Source organism: Pseudoalteromonas sp. SANK 73390, from assembly GCF_054966645.1.
In genome coordinates, this window is sequence record NZ_ARPN01000103.1 from 44,364 (window position 1) to 60,839 (window position 16,476).

At 42.8% G+C, this 16,476-nt stretch carries 23 protein-coding genes; 18 read left to right on the forward strand and 5 right to left on the reverse strand.

All coding sequences use genetic code 11. The features are described from left to right. Nucleotides 1-6: 6 nt before the first annotated feature. From SANK73390_RS12105 to SANK73390_RS12120, 4 genes are read right to left on the reverse strand one after another with little or no spacing between them, the layout of a single operon-like run. Entirely contained in the window at nt 7-2,703 is a 2,697-nt protein-coding gene (locus SANK73390_RS12105; protein ID WP_462766256.1) for a sensor histidine kinase, read from the reverse strand. A gap of 48 nt (nt 2,704-2,751) precedes the next feature. Further along, nucleotides 2,752-3,285, reverse strand: coding sequence for a hypothetical protein (locus SANK73390_RS12110; RefSeq protein ID WP_462766257.1), 534 nt, complete (start codon nt 3,283-3,285; stop codon nt 2,752-2,754). Between the two features lie 10 nt (nt 3,286-3,295). Beyond that, nucleotides 3,296-3,790, reverse strand: coding sequence for a helix-turn-helix domain-containing protein (locus SANK73390_RS12115; RefSeq protein WP_462766258.1), 495 nt, complete (start codon nt 3,788-3,790; stop codon nt 3,296-3,298). Further along, nucleotides 3,777-4,235 carry a hypothetical protein gene (locus SANK73390_RS12120; protein ID WP_462766259.1) on the reverse strand — a complete coding sequence of 153 codons (459 nt, stop codon included), beginning with the start codon at nt 4,233-4,235 and terminating at the stop codon, nt 3,777-3,779. The genes SANK73390_RS12115 and SANK73390_RS12120 overlap by 14 nt, the downstream gene beginning before the upstream one ends. A 48-nt stretch (nt 4,236-4,283) precedes the next feature. Between SANK73390_RS12120 and SANK73390_RS12125 the strand changes: the two genes are divergently transcribed. Genes SANK73390_RS12125 through SANK73390_RS12140 form a run of 4 tightly spaced genes read left to right on the forward strand, consistent with a single transcriptional unit; the run spans nt 4,284 to nt 8,548 of the window. Further along, a complete protein-coding gene (locus SANK73390_RS12125; protein ID WP_462766260.1) occupies nt 4,284-4,706 on the forward strand; it encodes a hypothetical protein in 423 nt (140 codons plus the stop codon). Nucleotides 4,707-4,763: 57 nt separating this feature from the next. Further along, a complete protein-coding gene (locus SANK73390_RS12130; protein ID WP_462766261.1) occupies nt 4,764-5,669 on the forward strand; it encodes a hypothetical protein in 906 nt (301 codons plus the stop codon). Further along, nucleotides 5,669-7,306, forward strand: coding sequence for a Mu transposase C-terminal domain-containing protein (locus SANK73390_RS12135; protein WP_462766262.1), 1,638 nt, complete (start codon nt 5,669-5,671; stop codon nt 7,304-7,306). The genes SANK73390_RS12130 and SANK73390_RS12135 overlap by 1 nt, the downstream gene beginning before the upstream one ends. Further along, nucleotides 7,307-8,548 carry an AAA family ATPase gene (locus tag SANK73390_RS12140; RefSeq protein ID WP_462766263.1) on the forward strand — a complete coding sequence of 414 codons (1,242 nt, stop codon included), beginning with the start codon at nt 7,307-7,309 and terminating at the stop codon, nt 8,546-8,548. 14 nt (nt 8,549-8,562) lie between these two features. Here the strand turns inward: SANK73390_RS12140 and SANK73390_RS12145 are convergent, their stop codons facing one another. Continuing rightward, nucleotides 8,563-9,057: a hypothetical protein gene (locus SANK73390_RS12145; protein ID WP_462766264.1), complete on the reverse strand. Its 495-nt coding sequence runs from the start codon at nt 9,055-9,057 to the stop codon at nt 8,563-8,565. 61 nt (nt 9,058-9,118) lie between these two features. Between SANK73390_RS12145 and SANK73390_RS12150 the strand changes: the two genes are divergently transcribed. The 14 genes from SANK73390_RS12150 (at nt 9,119) to SANK73390_RS12215 (ending at nt 16,467) form a co-directional block, all read left to right on the forward strand. Continuing rightward, nucleotides 9,119-9,469, forward strand: coding sequence for a hypothetical protein (locus SANK73390_RS12150; RefSeq protein ID WP_462766265.1), 351 nt, complete (start codon nt 9,119-9,121; stop codon nt 9,467-9,469). After that, entirely contained in the window at nt 9,469-9,879 is a 411-nt protein-coding gene (locus tag SANK73390_RS12155) for a phage protein GemA/Gp16 family protein (protein ID WP_462766266.1), read from the forward strand. Before SANK73390_RS12150 ends, SANK73390_RS12155 begins: the two co-directional genes overlap by 1 nt. Beyond that, entirely contained in the window at nt 9,857-10,042 is a 186-nt protein-coding gene (locus SANK73390_RS12160) for a hypothetical protein (protein ID WP_462766267.1), read from the forward strand. The genes SANK73390_RS12155 and SANK73390_RS12160 overlap by 23 nt, the downstream gene beginning before the upstream one ends. Beyond that, the gene (locus SANK73390_RS12165) at nt 10,032-10,472 is read left to right on the forward strand and encodes a Mor transcription activator family protein (protein ID WP_462766268.1); all 441 of its coding nucleotides are present in this window, start codon (nt 10,032-10,034) and stop codon (nt 10,470-10,472) included. Before SANK73390_RS12160 ends, SANK73390_RS12165 begins: the two co-directional genes overlap by 11 nt. Continuing rightward, a complete protein-coding gene (locus SANK73390_RS12170) occupies nt 10,469-10,663 on the forward strand; it encodes a hypothetical protein (RefSeq protein WP_462766269.1) in 195 nt (64 codons plus the stop codon). The genes SANK73390_RS12165 and SANK73390_RS12170 overlap by 4 nt, the downstream gene beginning before the upstream one ends. Beyond that, nucleotides 10,660-10,815, forward strand: coding sequence for a hypothetical protein (locus tag SANK73390_RS12175; protein ID WP_462766270.1), 156 nt, complete (start codon nt 10,660-10,662; stop codon nt 10,813-10,815). Before SANK73390_RS12170 ends, SANK73390_RS12175 begins: the two co-directional genes overlap by 4 nt. Further along, nucleotides 10,816-11,043 (forward strand): hypothetical protein, encoded by a 228-nt coding sequence (locus tag SANK73390_RS12180; protein ID WP_462766271.1) that lies wholly within the window; start codon nt 10,816-10,818, stop codon nt 11,041-11,043. Next, nucleotides 11,040-11,306, forward strand: a complete 267-nt coding sequence (locus SANK73390_RS12185) for a hypothetical protein (RefSeq protein WP_462766272.1) — start codon at nt 11,040-11,042, stop codon at nt 11,304-11,306. Before SANK73390_RS12180 ends, SANK73390_RS12185 begins: the two co-directional genes overlap by 4 nt. 164 nt (nt 11,307-11,470) lie before the next feature. Beyond that, a complete protein-coding gene (locus SANK73390_RS12190) occupies nt 11,471-11,884 on the forward strand; it encodes a glycoside hydrolase family protein (protein WP_462766273.1) in 414 nt (137 codons plus the stop codon). Then, complete coding sequence (locus SANK73390_RS12195; protein ID WP_462766274.1) at nt 11,881-12,132, forward strand: hypothetical protein; 252 nt, start codon at nt 11,881-11,883, stop codon at nt 12,130-12,132. Before SANK73390_RS12190 ends, SANK73390_RS12195 begins: the two co-directional genes overlap by 4 nt. Before the next feature lie 2 nt (nt 12,133-12,134). Beyond that, complete coding sequence (locus SANK73390_RS12200; protein WP_462766275.1) at nt 12,135-12,638, forward strand: DUF1804 family protein; 504 nt, start codon at nt 12,135-12,137, stop codon at nt 12,636-12,638. Further along, on the forward strand, nt 12,638-14,380 hold the full coding sequence (locus SANK73390_RS12205) for a hypothetical protein (protein WP_462766276.1): 1,743 nt from the start codon (nt 12,638-12,640) through the stop codon (nt 14,378-14,380). The genes SANK73390_RS12200 and SANK73390_RS12205 overlap by 1 nt, the downstream gene beginning before the upstream one ends. Continuing rightward, a complete protein-coding gene (locus tag SANK73390_RS12210; RefSeq protein WP_462766277.1) occupies nt 14,373-15,860 on the forward strand; it encodes a phage portal protein family protein in 1,488 nt (495 codons plus the stop codon). The genes SANK73390_RS12205 and SANK73390_RS12210 overlap by 8 nt, the downstream gene beginning before the upstream one ends. Next, nucleotides 15,853-16,467 carry a DUF3164 family protein gene (locus SANK73390_RS12215; RefSeq protein WP_462766278.1) on the forward strand — a complete coding sequence of 205 codons (615 nt, stop codon included), beginning with the start codon at nt 15,853-15,855 and terminating at the stop codon, nt 16,465-16,467. The genes SANK73390_RS12210 and SANK73390_RS12215 overlap by 8 nt, the downstream gene beginning before the upstream one ends. Nucleotides 16,468-16,476: the final 9 nt, after the last annotated feature.

A 16,476-nucleotide genomic window follows, 5' to 3' on the forward strand; every position in this document is an offset into this window, starting at 1 on the left:
TAGACACTAAAAGCTGACTACCTGCTGGCCGCTTGACTGCTTATTTAAGGGCTTTGGCTCAACGATTGGAAAGTTAAGCAAAATAGAAGTACCCGAGCGGCCAGACTTGATTTTCAGCTTTGTATTATATGCCGTAGCTATCTGCCGAATTGTGTAAAACCCAGTACCAAAGTGACAACGCGAGCGCAGCGGTATGCCTTTACCATCATCTTCAATACTAACTTCTATACTATCGCGTTGTAGTAACAAGCTAGCAGTAACGTTATTCGCATTAGAGTGCTCAATTGCATTCTTAACTGAGTGGTATAGCACAGAGTAAATGTCTCGTTCTAATTGCGCGTCCAACCTCATTTCACCTATAGTAAACCTAAACTTTATATCCATAACCGCTTGCATAGATGCCTGAATTTGTAGCAAGTTTAGCCCTGCCGATAATGAGTTTTCACCTAAGCTTGCGCCGCCGTGGGCCATCGGTTCGAGGCAATCTAAGGTGTCCTGAATTTTTACTAAGCCTTCTGACAACATCGTTTCATCCCCTCCGCAAAGCGATTTGGCCGCATTTAAATTAACGACTGCCTGAGTAACTCTTGATTGCTGGAATTGTGTTTGGTTTTTCCTATAAACCTTATGAAAGCTCTGAACCCAGAAATATAGTGCACTAAAAAAGAAAGTTACAAGTAACGCTATTACTCCCAACAATGCAAACAACACGAAACTTGAAGCATACCAAGCAACAGGAACTTTAAATTCAAAACTCGTAATTCCGCTAACTCTGTTGCCTTTGAGGTATCGGAACTCGACTTTATGATATGTTTCTTGCAGGCCATTTAATTGGAGCATAGGAGAATTCAGCATGATCCAATCACCTTGATCTAACCTGTATTGGTACGTACCTTTCTTCTCTGAGTAATAGTCAAATGCTGAAACTGCAATGTTTAACCAATCGCCAGTTAATGTATGAAGCTTTGCGCCTGTTAGCGTTCCAATCTTTGACTGAGTAAACACTATTTTTACTGGTGTTGGTTCGTCATCTTTATCATCATAAATAGTCAGTAACCCGCGGTCACTTACCGCCAAAATTTTATTGCCAACGTAGCGAATGCTATTTGTACTGAATGAATGATCTAGAGTCCCTTGAATGGAGGCAGTATATTCAGCGCCTTTATCTAAACGGTGTATTCCGTTATTTGTTTGAAGAAACATTTTACTGTGTATAACGTTAAGCTCAATTATGAAGCTGGGTGATGGAATTGGTTGCCAACCCCCTTCTACCTTTCTGAATAAACCCTTACCATACGTAGCTAGATAAATTTCACTGCCTAATTGTTCAACATCTGTTACTAGTACATCTTTATCAAATTCTAGTTGTCCATTTCCCATTTCATCAAAGCTCATTAAGCCATTAGATGTGCTCACATAAGTTACACCGTTAAACTTATCAACATTCAAAACCTCATTAGAGGGTAAAATACTATTTAAATGATTTAAGCTAATTACATCGTAACTGCTGTTATATTGAATAATACCGCTATTATTCGTCGCTAATGTTAAGCGGCCATCAACGATTGATACATTGATAATGTAGTCAGAACTTAATAGAGAGGCCTGCTTTTTTGAAGTATCAACTTTAAATGCACCTAAGCTAGTACCTATAACAACATAACCTGCAAAGACTTTGATAGCTGTAACATCAAACGCCTGCTTTGGTAAAGCGTTGTCTAACCAATCTAATTTTACAAGCCCTTGGTTGGTATGCGTGAACATCCCTTTACTTGTACCAAGCCAAATCTTGCCATCAATATATTCAATTGAGTTGTATTGAGAGTCAAGATTGACGTCTGTTATTTTATTTTGACCATCAACAAGCATGAATTGATTCATTGTTAGCCCCCACAATACGTCATTTTTGTCTGAATATAGATTGATGTATGAGCGTGGGGCACTCGCAATATTTTTACGACTAACTTCCAATGTAGACAATTTGACTTCATGAACCTGACCTTGCGATGTGTAATATAACAAGTAGGGCATCTGGAAGGTTAGATTTTCTGGGTCTTCAATTGTAGGATTTGTTATTGAAACAGCCTGTGCTAGTGAATGATAGTGTAATTTACTATTTTTTGTATAAACGACTCCATGAGGGGTAGCTTCAACTTCGCCTTTGTTAATTTCAGCGGCTTCTAGTTGCCTTATTCCCAAGTCACCAATTACGTATAGTCCATCGTTAGCTATTAGATATACATTCCCAAAACCTGCATCTATATCAAAGATCTTTTTTTTACCAGAGAAAATAGCTTTAGCTTTAAAGGTATTCAAATCAAATTCTGTCAGCTCGCTTTCATCCATCGCATAAACTTTGTTTTTAAACGTGGTTAGCTTGTATGCATTTGTATTTGAAATTTTTTTAACTGATAGATCAGTTAGATTGAGAGTCCACAAATCTCCATTCTGATACAGTGCTATTAAAATATTCATATCTTCTGCGACTTGGACATCCTTAACCATTCCTCTTGGTAGCTCGCTAAACTCACTCACGTTTAACGAATGCTCTCCATCATACCTATATACACCATCATGTGACGAAAAGTACATGAAGTTTTTAGAGTCTTGAGTGACAGTGTTAAGGTGTTGTAATTCTAAAGCATAAGCACTAAAAAAAATGCATTGAAATAGGACTGCAAGCAAAAATGTTAAAGCACGCATGGTGTAGTTTCCGTCTAATATGCGGCTAAAAAAGCCGCGCTCCTAGTGTTATTGTACAGCTTGCGGATTATGAATCTTTGTACCACATCCAGCAGCAAGAATAGGAATATCCAACGCTTCTTCTAAATCATTCTTATCATTTACAAGTTGACGTTCACTTTGATGGTAGCCAAGTGTACCATGAGTTAATTTATTGTGAACCTTTTGTGCGGTTTTATTTTTCCAAGTGTATTCTTTTTCACGTGGTGCAATAGCGAAAAGGTAGGTAGGTTTTCGTGGGTCGTCTGCATTTTTTTTAGTATTCCATGCATCAATAACTTGCTGCCCGTATTTCTCTCCATATAAATGTGTAAACGCAGCTGCTAGCAGTCTTGCTCCAGAGTCGCTCATAACCATCAGGGCGGTGTTGTGATAATCGCTTCCACAGTCAAACGAAACGTCTACGTTTAGAATGCTACCGTTAGGTAATAACAAATCAGCATTCATACGTTCAACCACAGCTCTGTCTGGTAAGGTTTCAAGAGAGTTTGCGCTAAAAGTTGCGCTAGCTAAAATTAATATCAATTTTGATAAAGGTTTCATTTAAATTTCCTTACAGCATAACCAGAGCTCCTTCTGCAACAGTTTTAACCATAACCTCATTAAACTGGTACTCGAACACTTTGTTAAATAAAACAGGTCTTAACTTGGCTCGTATAAAAAGCTCTTTGTCAGCTGGTAAATTTTTAGTAAACATTAAGTCATCTAGAATCTTTTCTACTAGCGAATTTGCCGCTACAGCATCCGCAACAGAATAATCAGTATCTTTACTGTCACATTTAGATTCATCTAATTTTTTCTGAGAGCCATCGACAGAGTTTCGTTCAGCTTCAATTCCAAATACATCATCTAGCGAAACTTGCCTCTGAATACATGCACTAACAATCGCCGCATACGGTAACGAACCCTTTTTCTTAGCCATTGCAATTCCACTTTGTGAAAGGCCTAGCTGCTCAGAAAGCGCTCTATTACTACTTACTTTAAATTTATCCCGTAAGCGACTAATCACGTTTTCAATGTCTGTCTGTAAAATACTATCGGTAAGCATCGTGACCGTCAACACCTTTTAAGTTAAATAAAATAAATTTAGTTACCGCTTGACGGTAATTATATTTACCACTAATCTCTTTCATGAAATATCGGTAACGTAATTTACCAAAACAAATTAAGCATAAGGTTAAATTTACCATGACTAGACAAAAAATGACATTCGAAGAGATTAAGACAGAACTAACAAAAGTAGACGTGAAGCTCGCAGATATAGCGGAGGCGACAGAAGTATCAGCTTCACACGTTACAAACGTAGCTAAAGGCTTATCCAAATCAGAAAGAGTTGCTAAAGCTATATGCCTTTCGTTAGACAGATCCATAGAAGCCGTTTTTGGAGACTTATACGTCAAAAAGAATAAACGAGGTCCAAAAGATCGTACCTCTCGCAAGTCAGAAGTCATAAGCGCCATCAAAGCAGGAAAACCCGTACCTAAGCCAAGCATGGCTCTAGGCCTAAGTTAAATCTAGGTTAATTTTCGGAGATTTTTACTATGAAGCTTACAGAACTAATGACTGACATATTGTGCTCTGATTTACCACCTGATTGTGACGTTTACCATCAGTTTACTCATTGTGTTAATGCCTGCTCTCGTAGAAGCGGATTTTCTAGACACGGGCTAGCGACTCGCATGAATGAGGCGTTAAAAGTTGTGGAATGTGAAGTAGATGATACGAAGCTGAATAAATGGTTAGCACCGAGCCAACCTAATTATATGCCAATCCATTATTTACCTGCTCTTATATGGGCGCTTAAGAGCATCGAGCCAGCAAACATTTTACTTGAGCCGTTAATGTATAGAGCCGTTGATCAACGTGCACAAAAACTACAACAGTCCGCTGAGTTTGATGTTGAGATTGAGCGGCTCAAAATACAAAAGCAAACCCTCTTAGACGAACTCACCCCCAAGTATTAATTAAGGAAAAACCATGACAATCAAAGACCAAGATCTGCTTAAAATTTGGGGTTTGCTATGAGTAAAGAGCTAGTTGCCATGGTTGGTGGTGAGTCGGCTGATGAGATTATGCATCAAATCGACAAATACGCAGGCACATTACATGTTGTTATGCCTGAATCTATCGATGGTTGCATGGATAGAGTTACCCATTTAGCCAATCGCCAATTTAGTGATGCGGCGGAAATGGGGCTTATTCTCATAAATGTTAAAGCTCAGGTCGGCCACGGCCACTTTAATGAATTGCTAATAGAAAGGGGCATTCACAAGCGAACAGCGCAACGTGCTATGGCTGTATCAAAAATGCTCATGAAGTTACCAAAGAGCAAAAGCGACACGGTGTCGCTTTTGAATATGTCCCAAAAGCAACTTACCGAACTAACCAAAGTCCCTATCGAAACACTTAAAGAGTTGGACGATGAAGACTACGAAGTGCTGGCTGAAACCGCTAGTACAAATATTCGCGAACAAGTCGCAGAGCTGATCGATAAAAAAACCGAGCTAGAAGACACGCTCGCTCACACAATCAACGAGCTTGAAAACGAGCGCATGCGCAAAGCGCCAACAACCCGCTTTGATATGCCGATTTTTATTAGCGAGATACGCAAAGACGCGATTGTACATACCGAGCTTTTAAACGAAGCACTTCAACAAGCGCAAATGGGGATTCGCCAACTGTGCGAACTACGCTCGCTCGATTTAACAGACCGCATAAGTGCAGCACAGGTTGTACATCACGCCTACGCCAGCATCTACACCCAAATTGGCACCATGCTCGGCCAAATACATATGGAATTTGGCGATCACGTGCAGGGTATCGACAACCTACCACAGTTTGACGATGCCGAGTGGCAATACGTAGACACAGAGCGCGAGCGCCTTTTAGAGAGCTTTAAACTCGATTTAAACAAGGGGGATAACTAATGCACCCAGCCGTTATTAAGTTTAATAACTTACCGTCTACCGAGTGTAAATCAACTTGGGCAGAAGCCACTGATAAAGCACGAAAGGTAGCGCAAAACAGGTTAACCGTAGTTAAACACTTAATTGCGAGTAACTTAAGCACAGATAACGCACGCTTAGCGCTAATTGAGTCGTTTAACAATGGCACTGTTTCGCCTGCGATGCATAACGCGATAACCGCACTTGGCAAAGTGCCCACACGAGCAACAGCGTTTAACTGGCTCAATGCTTACAAAGAAAATGGCACTGAGGGGTTGCTGCCAAACAACAAGGGCAGGGTAGCCGCCACACCTCTATGGGCTGCAAAGGCTCTAGAATTTTACCATTGCCCAAATTCACCTAGCTTTGCGCTGGTTTCACGAACGCTCAACAAAGAGGGCTACAAAACCACAGCGGCAGAAGTTAGGCGCTTTATTAACAAAATGCCACACGACTTAGGCCCAAAAAGCCCGTACCGCATCGGTAACAAAATTTACAACGACAAGCACAAAGACTTTAAGTTACGCACAACGTCGAATATACCCGCTGGGTTTATCTATAACGGCGATGGCCACACGATTGATGTTCATTTAGAACACAGTGAAAGTGGCGAGTCATTCCGCTATGAACTCACAGCGTTTCAAGATGTGCGTAGCCGCAAAATAGTCGCATGGGATTTAAGCATTGCTGAAAACTCACAAGCAACACTACGCGCTCTCACTGACTCAATAAAAGAGTTAAACCACGAACCACACATGATTTACGTCGATAATGGTTCGGGCTACAAAAACCACATGATGTGTGATGAAAACTGCGGCGTATATGCTCAGTTGGATATTGAACCCATTTTTGCGATACCAGGCAATGCCCGAGCTAAATGGATAGAGCGGTTTTTTCTAGATATGGAAGAGAACGTAGGTAAACAGTTTCCTACGTACTGCGGTAAAGATCACGATAACCGTTTTTTGCTTAAGTACCTGAAGGAAGTTAAGCAAGGCAAACAAAAACTACCTACTTTGCAAGAGTGGATCGCCGTATTTGAAGCGTGGCTAAACGAATACCACAACAGCGAGCACCCAGAGGAAAAGGGTAAAACACGCAACCAAGTGTGGGACGAAAACTTTGAGCAAAGCAAGCCTGCCAGCGTTGATTTTGACTACCTAACTAAAACTGAAGTTAACGTACGTCGTGGCCAAGTTGTGCACGATAAACGCACCTACAAAGCAGATTACCTATTCCAGTTTAACGGCCAAAAACTTATTGCCGGTTACAGCATGAAGTCAGACGACCAAATACACCTGTACGAGCTAACAGGTGAGTTTTTGATGATTGCATACCTCAAATCGAAAGTGCAGGCCGTGCCTGATTCACGTATCGAACAACGTAGGTTAGAGCGCAAGCACAACCGTAAAAAGCGCTTGTTCAAAGCCATCCGCAAAGTTGAGCGTGAAGACTCGCTTACGCGAATTGTTGATGTTGAAGCAGTTGAAGTATTCGCCGCCGACACCAACGCACTGACCCAAAAACAACCGCAAACCTACGACCTAGACATTAACGATTTTTCTGTGGATTTGGACGAACACAAGCCCGAGCCAGTATTTGTATTGGAGGACGAATAAATGAAATTTACACCGCACTACAGCGAGCTACAGCAAAAGCAGGTGGCCATTTTAAACGCCGAGATTGAGCTGTTTAACATCAGCCCTACAGAATATTGCTTAGGCTGGCCATTAGACCAAGTGAACACTGTTTTAAACGGCCAAAGCCCAATAAACCCTAAAAAGGTGTTAGACAAACTTTGGCAGCATTTTTTTGGCGACTTTGACGCTGAAAACTTTGGTGATGAGTCAGCTATCAGCAACACCTACTCTGAAGACGACAAACTCGTACTAGCGCGCATTAAAAAGCGTATGCAAGCCAAAGAACTAAGCGGCCAAGGGGTTACAAGCAGCACGTTATCTAGTCGTTTGCGTAAAAGCCCTGGCATGATCAGCCAATTGTTAAACGGTAAGTATGCTGCAAACCCTGCTAAATATTTACACGAAATTTGGGCCATTTTAGAACCTGCGGCCGAGTTAGATGCTCAAGAGGCTGAGCCTGTACAAACCGCTGAAAGCAAGCCAATACGTATACGTTACGGTGAGGTGCCATTTGTACAAACCAGCGTACCTAACTTAATTAAAATGGCGTGTGAGCAAGCCCGTGACCGCCGCCGTATAGCCGTATTTGCTGGTCAAGCGGGGCTGGGTAAAACCAAAGGCATTGAGCGCTATTGTGATGATCACGACGATGCATTGCTTATATACGGCAGTGAAGAAACCGCATCAACACAGGTTCTTGAAAGCCTAGCGATTCAATTGGGTATTCCTAAAGCCTCTAACTACAAGCGCATACAAAAAATCATCAATGCGCTAAAAGATTCTGAGCGTTTGATTATTTTAGATGAGGCCGACAAGTGCCGCCCTAACGCGCTTGACCCACTACGGACCATTTCAGACCAAGCGCGCGTAGGTGTTGTGCTTGTTGGCAACATTAAGCTGATTGACAAACTACAAAGCGAAGAGCGTTACGAGCTTATTTCAAGCCGTGTGTGCTTTTGGCCAAGCCCCGTTGGTGAATTACCTGTTACTGACATAAAAACCCTATTTTTTGAGCTTACCCAAAACACCATTCAAGTGGCTGAAGACAACGAAAAATGGTGGCAATGGCTACACAAACGCGTTGAGGGTAACGCACGTATGTTGGTCGAAAACCTATTGCCACATTTGCTTACTCACATACGCAAAAACCCGAATAAGAAGGTCGACCGATTAATGGTCAATTCAATCTTCTCAGCGATTTTAAACAAACCAACTATTTGAGGATCTCATCATGACTAATGAACACCAGACGTTAATAGAAGCTCAGGCTCTTGAGGGGGTTCTCCCTCAAACGGCCAATAGTAATAATCAGAATTCTGTAGATTTTGCCACACAAATGATGCAGCAAGAACGCGATCAACATCACGAACCATGTGATCGACCACCTGAGATGCTTCAGCCAGCTCGTTGTAAAACTGCTCAGCTTGGTTCAGTTGGCATACAACCACATAAAATCGAACTTGCTCAGCGTCGTCGTCAAGCGAAGGCACAAAGGTTAGAACATCAGCAAGAGCAGTTTCGTCGTTGCTTATTCCAGCAGGAGCCGCTGCTAGAAGTGCTTCTAAAAGAGCCAGCGACTGCGGCCTGTACACGGTTGTCGCCTCAATATATTGATGTGAAGACATTCGTGAAACTATTTGTCGTAGCTTTTTGGTTTGCGAAGCAGATAAAGCACTTACAAGGGCTGCTTTTATTTCGCCGCAATAGGTAGCCATTTCTTTGAAGTCCATTTTAAACCTTAAGTAAGTTAAAGCCTTGCTGCAACAAGGCTAATCAACAGGAATAAATAACATGCCATATTCAATAGAAATTAACGAGGGCTTTTTTAGTGCCAAGTTCGTTATTAACAACAACATTAACAACGCCAGAATGTTGAGCACACTGGGTAAGTACGACCCCAACGGCACAATCCTCGACAGCGTTAACGGTAACACTAAAGCGGCATTCGCAATACTGCTAGGCGCTAAGCTATATGAGTGCAAGCGGTTTGAAAAGGTTAATTCATCGGTAAGTTTTACCAGTGAATTTACCAAGCGCTATAGCGACATAGCAGCACTGTACGAGTCTGACTGGAAAGAGTGGGATGTAAAAATCAAAAAGTTCAGCTTACTACCTGATTTTGTTATAGAAGAGGTGGCCTAATGAACCTCATTCAACAAATCAAAGCAGCTCAGCGCTACGCGCATATTAGCGATGACGCACACCGTCAAAACGTATTGCAAGTAAGTCGCTATCGGGTTTCTACCTGTAAAAAACTAACACTCAATGAGCAAAAACAGTTGTTAAAGCGCTATCGCGGTATGAACGCTACCAAGCCAAAAAGAGAAGCCGCGCTACCTGAAGCGCTACGCCACATTTACCGCCTGTGGGGGCTGCTAGCAAAAAAGGGGCTTGTTGATGTTGATAGCAAGCAAGCCTGTGACACGTTTTGCGCTAAGTACACCAACGGCCAGTCGCTATACAAAGCAAAAAGCCACTGGCAAACATTGATCGAGATACTCAAGAACTGGTTAGCAAGAGGGCAAACAGATGGACACAACCAACGAGTTTAATAAGTTTGCGGTCAATCAACCATACACCGAAAACGTGGGCTCACGCCCACCCAGTGCAAAAGATGTTAAGCGTTGCCGTAAGCGCTGGCAGCTTGAAGACGAGCTAGACAAACGAGCAATTGATAAAGCATACAGTTTGGACGGGCTTCTCGATGACGACTGAACAATACATCGACATTAAGTTGTTGCCCCACGGTGTACGCCAGTTTGTTGAAATACTGGGTGTTGAAAAGGCGCTGTCGCTATTAAAACAGCATAAAAACAAGACGTTTTATATACCCGTAGAGCCATCACACAAACATGAGTTTTGTCGCATATTTGGTAGCGAATTGTCGCTGCAAATAGCCAAAAACCACGGGGCTAAGAATTATCAAATTCCAACACCCGGAAAGGTGCTGGCACAGCTACGAAACCAACAAATTGTAGAGGCATACAACAATGGTGAACACATCAACGAGCTAGTAGAGCGCTTTGGTTTAACTCGGCAACGTATTACAGGGATATTGAACGAAACGGGTTTAGACCAACAGGCAATAGAACTGTGGCTCGACCAAAAAGGGGATAAACACAAGCAAATTGAGTTACCCCTATGAATGGTAACAATATTGTTTATTTAACCGCTCAGCAGCTAGCGTGGAGTGATAAACCAAGCAAGTTTCACTACAAGCTAGCACTGAACATTTCACAAAAATACATTCAAGGTAGATTGCAGTTAAATCTACCACTGATGGGCCTAGACGACGAACTGGCCCAAGCGAAAAAAGAGTTAGGAGAGTTGAGATGAGCGAACAAGCCATAATTACAAGCTTCAATGTTGTTGCAAGATGCCCTCATTGTGAAGAGGGTACTGAGGTTTTTTTAGAAGAATTAAGTACTGGGAATGTTCAATGTCAACATTGCGAAGAAGAGTCAGAAATTAGCATGGAGGGATATTAAATGGATACATTTGTCGTACTACTTTGGAAAGATGCACGAATTGATACCAATGAGTTATATGGTGTAGCTGAAATTGATGAGCATGATTTAGCTCGACTAGTTGCTGAAAAATACCAAGCTGTATCTGGTAACGTCGTAAATCATTGTGAGCTGCGAGGTGTCGTGACTGATGCCGACCAGATCTACGCAAACTTGCCTCGCTTAGAGTTAGGGTTAGAAGATTTATGAGTGCACAAACACCAAGCATTAAAGCGAAACTAGACGCGTTAGGCGTAAAACCATCGAAACTTAAGAAGGTAAATTGTCCAGACTGCGGGACTAACAACCCCGATTGTCTATACACAGTAAAACATTATCAATTTAGTATCATATGCGATAATTGTGGGTACATTGCAACCTCATCTAGTTTTGACGGTGCATTAACAGCGTTTAGCGTTATGGCATCCGCAATAGGAGAGGTAGATAACTCACCGTTTTTAGACTCGCTTTAAACCATGTTTAAACGCACTTGAAACGACCATGATTGCAGTAGGTCGTTTTTTAATTTAGTCTAAATAAGCCCACCAAACACGCACTGTGTAAAACGTTTTACAGCTAATTTCCGCTACCCAAACTGCCAAACTAACCATGCAATTAACCACTTATGGGCAATGGTATGGAAAAGCTTAAACAGCAATTGATAAACCACGAAGGCAAAAAGCACATTGCTTATGTTTGCCCTGGTGGTTATATCTCTGCCGGTGTTGGCAGAAACCTCGAAACACGCGGCTTGTCTGATGATGAGATAGACTACCTTCTAAACAACGATATTAACCACTTTACTCGGCTGGTTGAGCTGAGAATTGACCTTTCAAAATGCAACCCTCCCCGAAAAGGCGCAATCATTAACATGGCGTTTAACCTGGGCATTTCTGGGCTACTCAACTTTAAAAAAACCATCGCAGCACTAGAAGCTGGTGACTGGGAAACCGCATCAACTGAAATGTTAGATTCACGCTGGGCAGAGCAAGTAGGTGACCGAGCGCAGCAACTAGCTGTTCAGATCAGAACGGGGGAGTGGCAACTATGACCCCGGAGCAAGAAAACAAACTGTTTCACTCAATTGGCCAAATAGAAGCAACGCAAAGCGCCATATTGAAAGAAGTGACAGATATAAAAATCGACCTCACCGCTCGTGTTGAAAAAACTGAAAAGCGCATAGCTGAAGTAGAAACTAAGGTCACAAATATTCGGCTGAAAATAGCTGGCTACGGTGGCTCAGCTGGTTTTGCTGTTTATTTAGTTTCTGAAGTTCTGCGCGCAAAAATGGGTGGTTAGTTATGGCGCACTCAGAAGAAAAACGTAACAAAGTCCGCGATAGTTATGTTAATGATTTACTGTCGCTAACCGTTGCAGCGGTAACACATGGCGTGCCTGAAGCCACTGCTAGGCGTTGGAAAAGTGATAGCCGAAAAGCGGGGGACAATTGGGATTTAGCGCGCGCTGCATCAAGAAAATCAGAAAGCCCCATAGGCGAATTTGCTACCGACTTTCTTGAAGAGTTCACGATCCAAATCGCTGCGACGTTTGACTTACTCAAAGCTGAGCAAGACTCATTAACCATTGATCAGCGAACAAAAATACTGAGTTCTCTCACTGATATGATGAGCAAGGTAATGAAAGTGGGAGGTGGTAACGGTGCAATTGCTAAGCGCGCGGTAGCTGTTGAGGTGTGCCAAAAACTTGCAACATTCTGTAATAGCCACTTTTCTGATTTTACCCCCGCATTGGCGGAAATATTGACCGCATTTGGCCCTGTCATTAATTCGGAGTTTGACGAGTAATGGCAAAGGATATTTCAGGCAAAGAGTTTTTAGATGAAATAGACAAAATTACGGCTAGTTTGCGGCGTGATATTGAGGCTAAACAACGTAATATCGACCCGAGTCCTAAAGCCATAAAGGCTCGTAGAAAGCGCGTACTCAGTGGTGACTTTAAGTATTTTGTGTACACGTACTTTCCGCACCATATGTGGCTAGATGATGGTCAGGTACCGTCTGAATTTCAAGATTATTTCATGAAATGGTTTCCTGAAGCGCTCACACTCAGCAATGGCTGGAAGAACTGGTTTGTTGCCCCCCGTGGTGAAGGTAAATCAACACTTGCAGTAAAAATTGCACCTGTCTATGTGGCTGCCTTGGCATTGCTTCAAGATGAAAAAATACGTAAAGAAACTGGATTACCAAAGCCATCATTGTTCATTGATTTTGTGATCCTCTTTGGCGCTGAAGCAAAAATGCCCGCTAAAACACTCGAAGTGGTAAAAACCGAGCTGCTCAATAACAACAACCTTAAACTAGACTTTCCTGAATTATGCCAAGCCAGCGCCCTATGGAAAATAGGCGAATTTATGACGGCACAGGGCGTGAGATTTGAAAGTCGTGGTGCTGAGCAATCAGTACGGGGCGCATTCCATGGTGCTGCGCGCCCTAAACTGTTATTGGGTGATGATATTATCACAGATAAAGAAGCCCGCTCCGCAACCGAACGTGATAATCGTTGGGCATTTTTAGAAGCCGCAGTGCAGTACCTAGGGCCACCAGATGGCACAGTAAAATACCTCGGTGTTAACACCGTTCTAAACAATGACGACCCAATTTCTAGAGCCGAATCAGCACCAGGTCATATTGTTCACCGCTTTAAAGCAATTGGCCAGTTTCCTGAGCGAATGGACCTTTGGGATGAATGCCGTGAACTCATGTTACACAAAGACAAAGAGTTTGAGAAAAATGCAGCTACTAAGGGTAAAGCGGTAGCCAAAGAAGACAAACCCTCATTTAAGTTTTGGATCAAAAACAAACGGGCAATGAGCAAAGGAGCCAAAACGTCTTGGCCATGTGTACGTTCCCTTTATGATTTAATGGCGATGTGGGCTGCAAATAAACGCGAGTTTAACCGCGAAATGCAAGGGATCGCCAAGTCAGACGAAGAGCAGATATTTTTTCAGTTTGAGTTTTGGGTTGACCGACTCAAGCTATGGATACCGTATGGCGCATGTGACCCAAGTATGGGCAAAACCAGTACGGCGGACCCTAGCGCATTATTGGTGGGCTTTTTCTGTCGTGAGCTGCAAAAGCTTCATGTTGAATATGAGAGTCGGCGTGTTCGCGGTACCAGTAAGCTACTGACAGATTTAATAAACCTACAACGCGAATATAACTGCCTAGTTTGGGGGTTTGAAAACAATTCGGCGTTTGAGTATATGCGCCAAGACTACATAAAGCGGGGCCTAGAGAAGGGCGTTGCACTGCCGCTTAGAGGCGTCACATCGAGTATATCGCAGGAAGAGCGCATTGGCGCACTTGAGCCATACGTTACTAATTCTCCCGCTCAAATAGCGTTTAAATCACGCTGTACATTGCTTTTGGATGAGCTAGAAAACTGGCCTGAAAAGCAAAGCGGCCACCACTACGACTTAAGTTGCTCATTAGACATTTTATGGATGATCGCAAGCACTGGGGCAGGTGGATTGCCGCGTATCCGCAGTACAAAAGTCGTTAAAAACATCGAGGGCTATCATGGCTAAACCAAGGCTATCGTCTAAAAGCTATAGCAAGCTTCAACAACTATTTAATATGTCGCAAAGTGACCCCGCTTTATGGAGTTTAATGCGGGAGCTACCAAACCCAGACCCTATTTTGCGCAGGGCTGGTAAGTCGGCATTAATATATGACGAAATTGCGCGTGATGCGCACGTAATTGGTGAGCTACGTAGTTTACGCGCTGGTATGTTCGCATTTAATGCCGAGTTAATTCCTGGTGCAGACGATGCTGCAAGCTTAAAAAGCTACGAGCAAGCAAAAGCATTTTTTGCTAAGCGCCCATGCATTAATACTGAGTGGATGGACGCAGACTGGCACAACTATAGCGCTATTTTGTATGGTTTTTCTGTCACGCATCTAGGCAAGTTTGTTAAGTCAGAAAATGGCTGGCTCCCTTCAAGCATACAAACATGGCCAGCGAGTCGATTTGCTTTCAATGCTGATCACGAGCTGCTAGTAAAAACAAAAGAAAATCCCCAAGGCGAGCCAACTCATGAGCACCGCTGGACCTGTGTGCGCCATATGCCATCGAGCAAAAACCCATATGGTATTGCGTTATTGAGCAGTTGTTTTTGGCCGTGGACCTTTAAACACGGGGGATTCAAGTTTTTTGTGCAACTGTGCGAAAGGTTTGGGGTGCCATTTCCTATCGGTAAATACCCGGTAGGCACTCAAGACAATGAAGTAGACAAGCTGATGGAAGGGTTGGCAAAGCTGATAACAGACGGGATCGCAACAATTCCTGATGATACCAGCATTGAAATACTAGAAAGCAAAATTTCAGGCGAACCTGTACAGCTCCAACTCATTCAACTTTGCAACTCTGAAATGAGTAAAGCTATTACATCGCAAACTCTCGCAACTGAGCAAAACAATGGCGGAGCGCGGGCCGCTTCTGAAACTCATGCTAAACGCGCTGGTGAAAACCAAAGAGCTGATAGGGCGTTGGTAGCTAGTTACCGCAATCAAATTTTAGAGACTATTCACCAGGTCAACTTTGACGGGGGCGCAGCTCCGAAATACGTATTTCGTGATCGTAAAGAAATCAACTTAGAGTCTGTAAACACGATAAAAGAAACGGCCAAATTAGTTGATGTGGGTGTTGATTATGTTTACCGCACCTTAGGCGTACCTCGACCACAAAAAGACGAAGAATTACTGGAAGTAAAGGACGATGGCAAGGGTATAGCCAGTGCTGCAAAACAGGATTTTGCAGGCGAGGACAACGCACACATGGATGTGACCACATTTGATGAGTTCGACATTGTAACCAGCAAACAAGTTGAACAAATTTATGCGTTTGCACAAAACGCGAACTCATTACCCGAACTGAAACAAACCATTCTAAATGCTTTTCCTGATCTAAACGACACAGAGCTTAAAAACGTGCTTTCACAAGCACTTGAGCTTGAGTTTTTAAAGGGGATGGATGAAGCAAATTCGACGGAGATACGCCATGACTGATGTACCTGAAGGCTTTATGAAAGATGGCAAAGGCAATCTAGTAGCCATTGCAAACATAAAACAAACCGACCTAATAAAAGATGAATTTGTAAAGAGCGCTGTTGCATTGGCTGAGAAACAACAAGCGGAGCTTTTAGCGTTTAAAAGGTTGCAAATGGAGCAAGCAGACGAGTTTATGGAATTACTGGCTCAAGAATACGGCGTTAACCTAGGTGGTAAAAAAGGCAATGTCACGCTACGTTCTTTCGATAACAAACTGGCTGTAAAAATACAGTCTCAAGAAAGAATTGAGCTAGGGCCAGAGCTACAGCTTGCCAAAGAACTAATCGACCAATGCTTAGACGAATGGACAGAAGGCGGTAATCAGAACATTCGAGCCATCGTAAATAAGGTGTTTTCTACTGATAAGCAAGGAACTATCAACCCACAGCGTATATTAAGCTTACGCAGGCTTGAAATCTCTGATGACACGGGCAAGTGGCAGCGCGCTATGGATATTCTCGCTGAATCTGTAACAGCTATAGACAGTTGTCGTTTCATTCGTTTTTACAAACAAGATGATCACGGCAACGACAACGCCGTTTCACTTGATATTGCTAAGTTGTGAGGTGGCAGA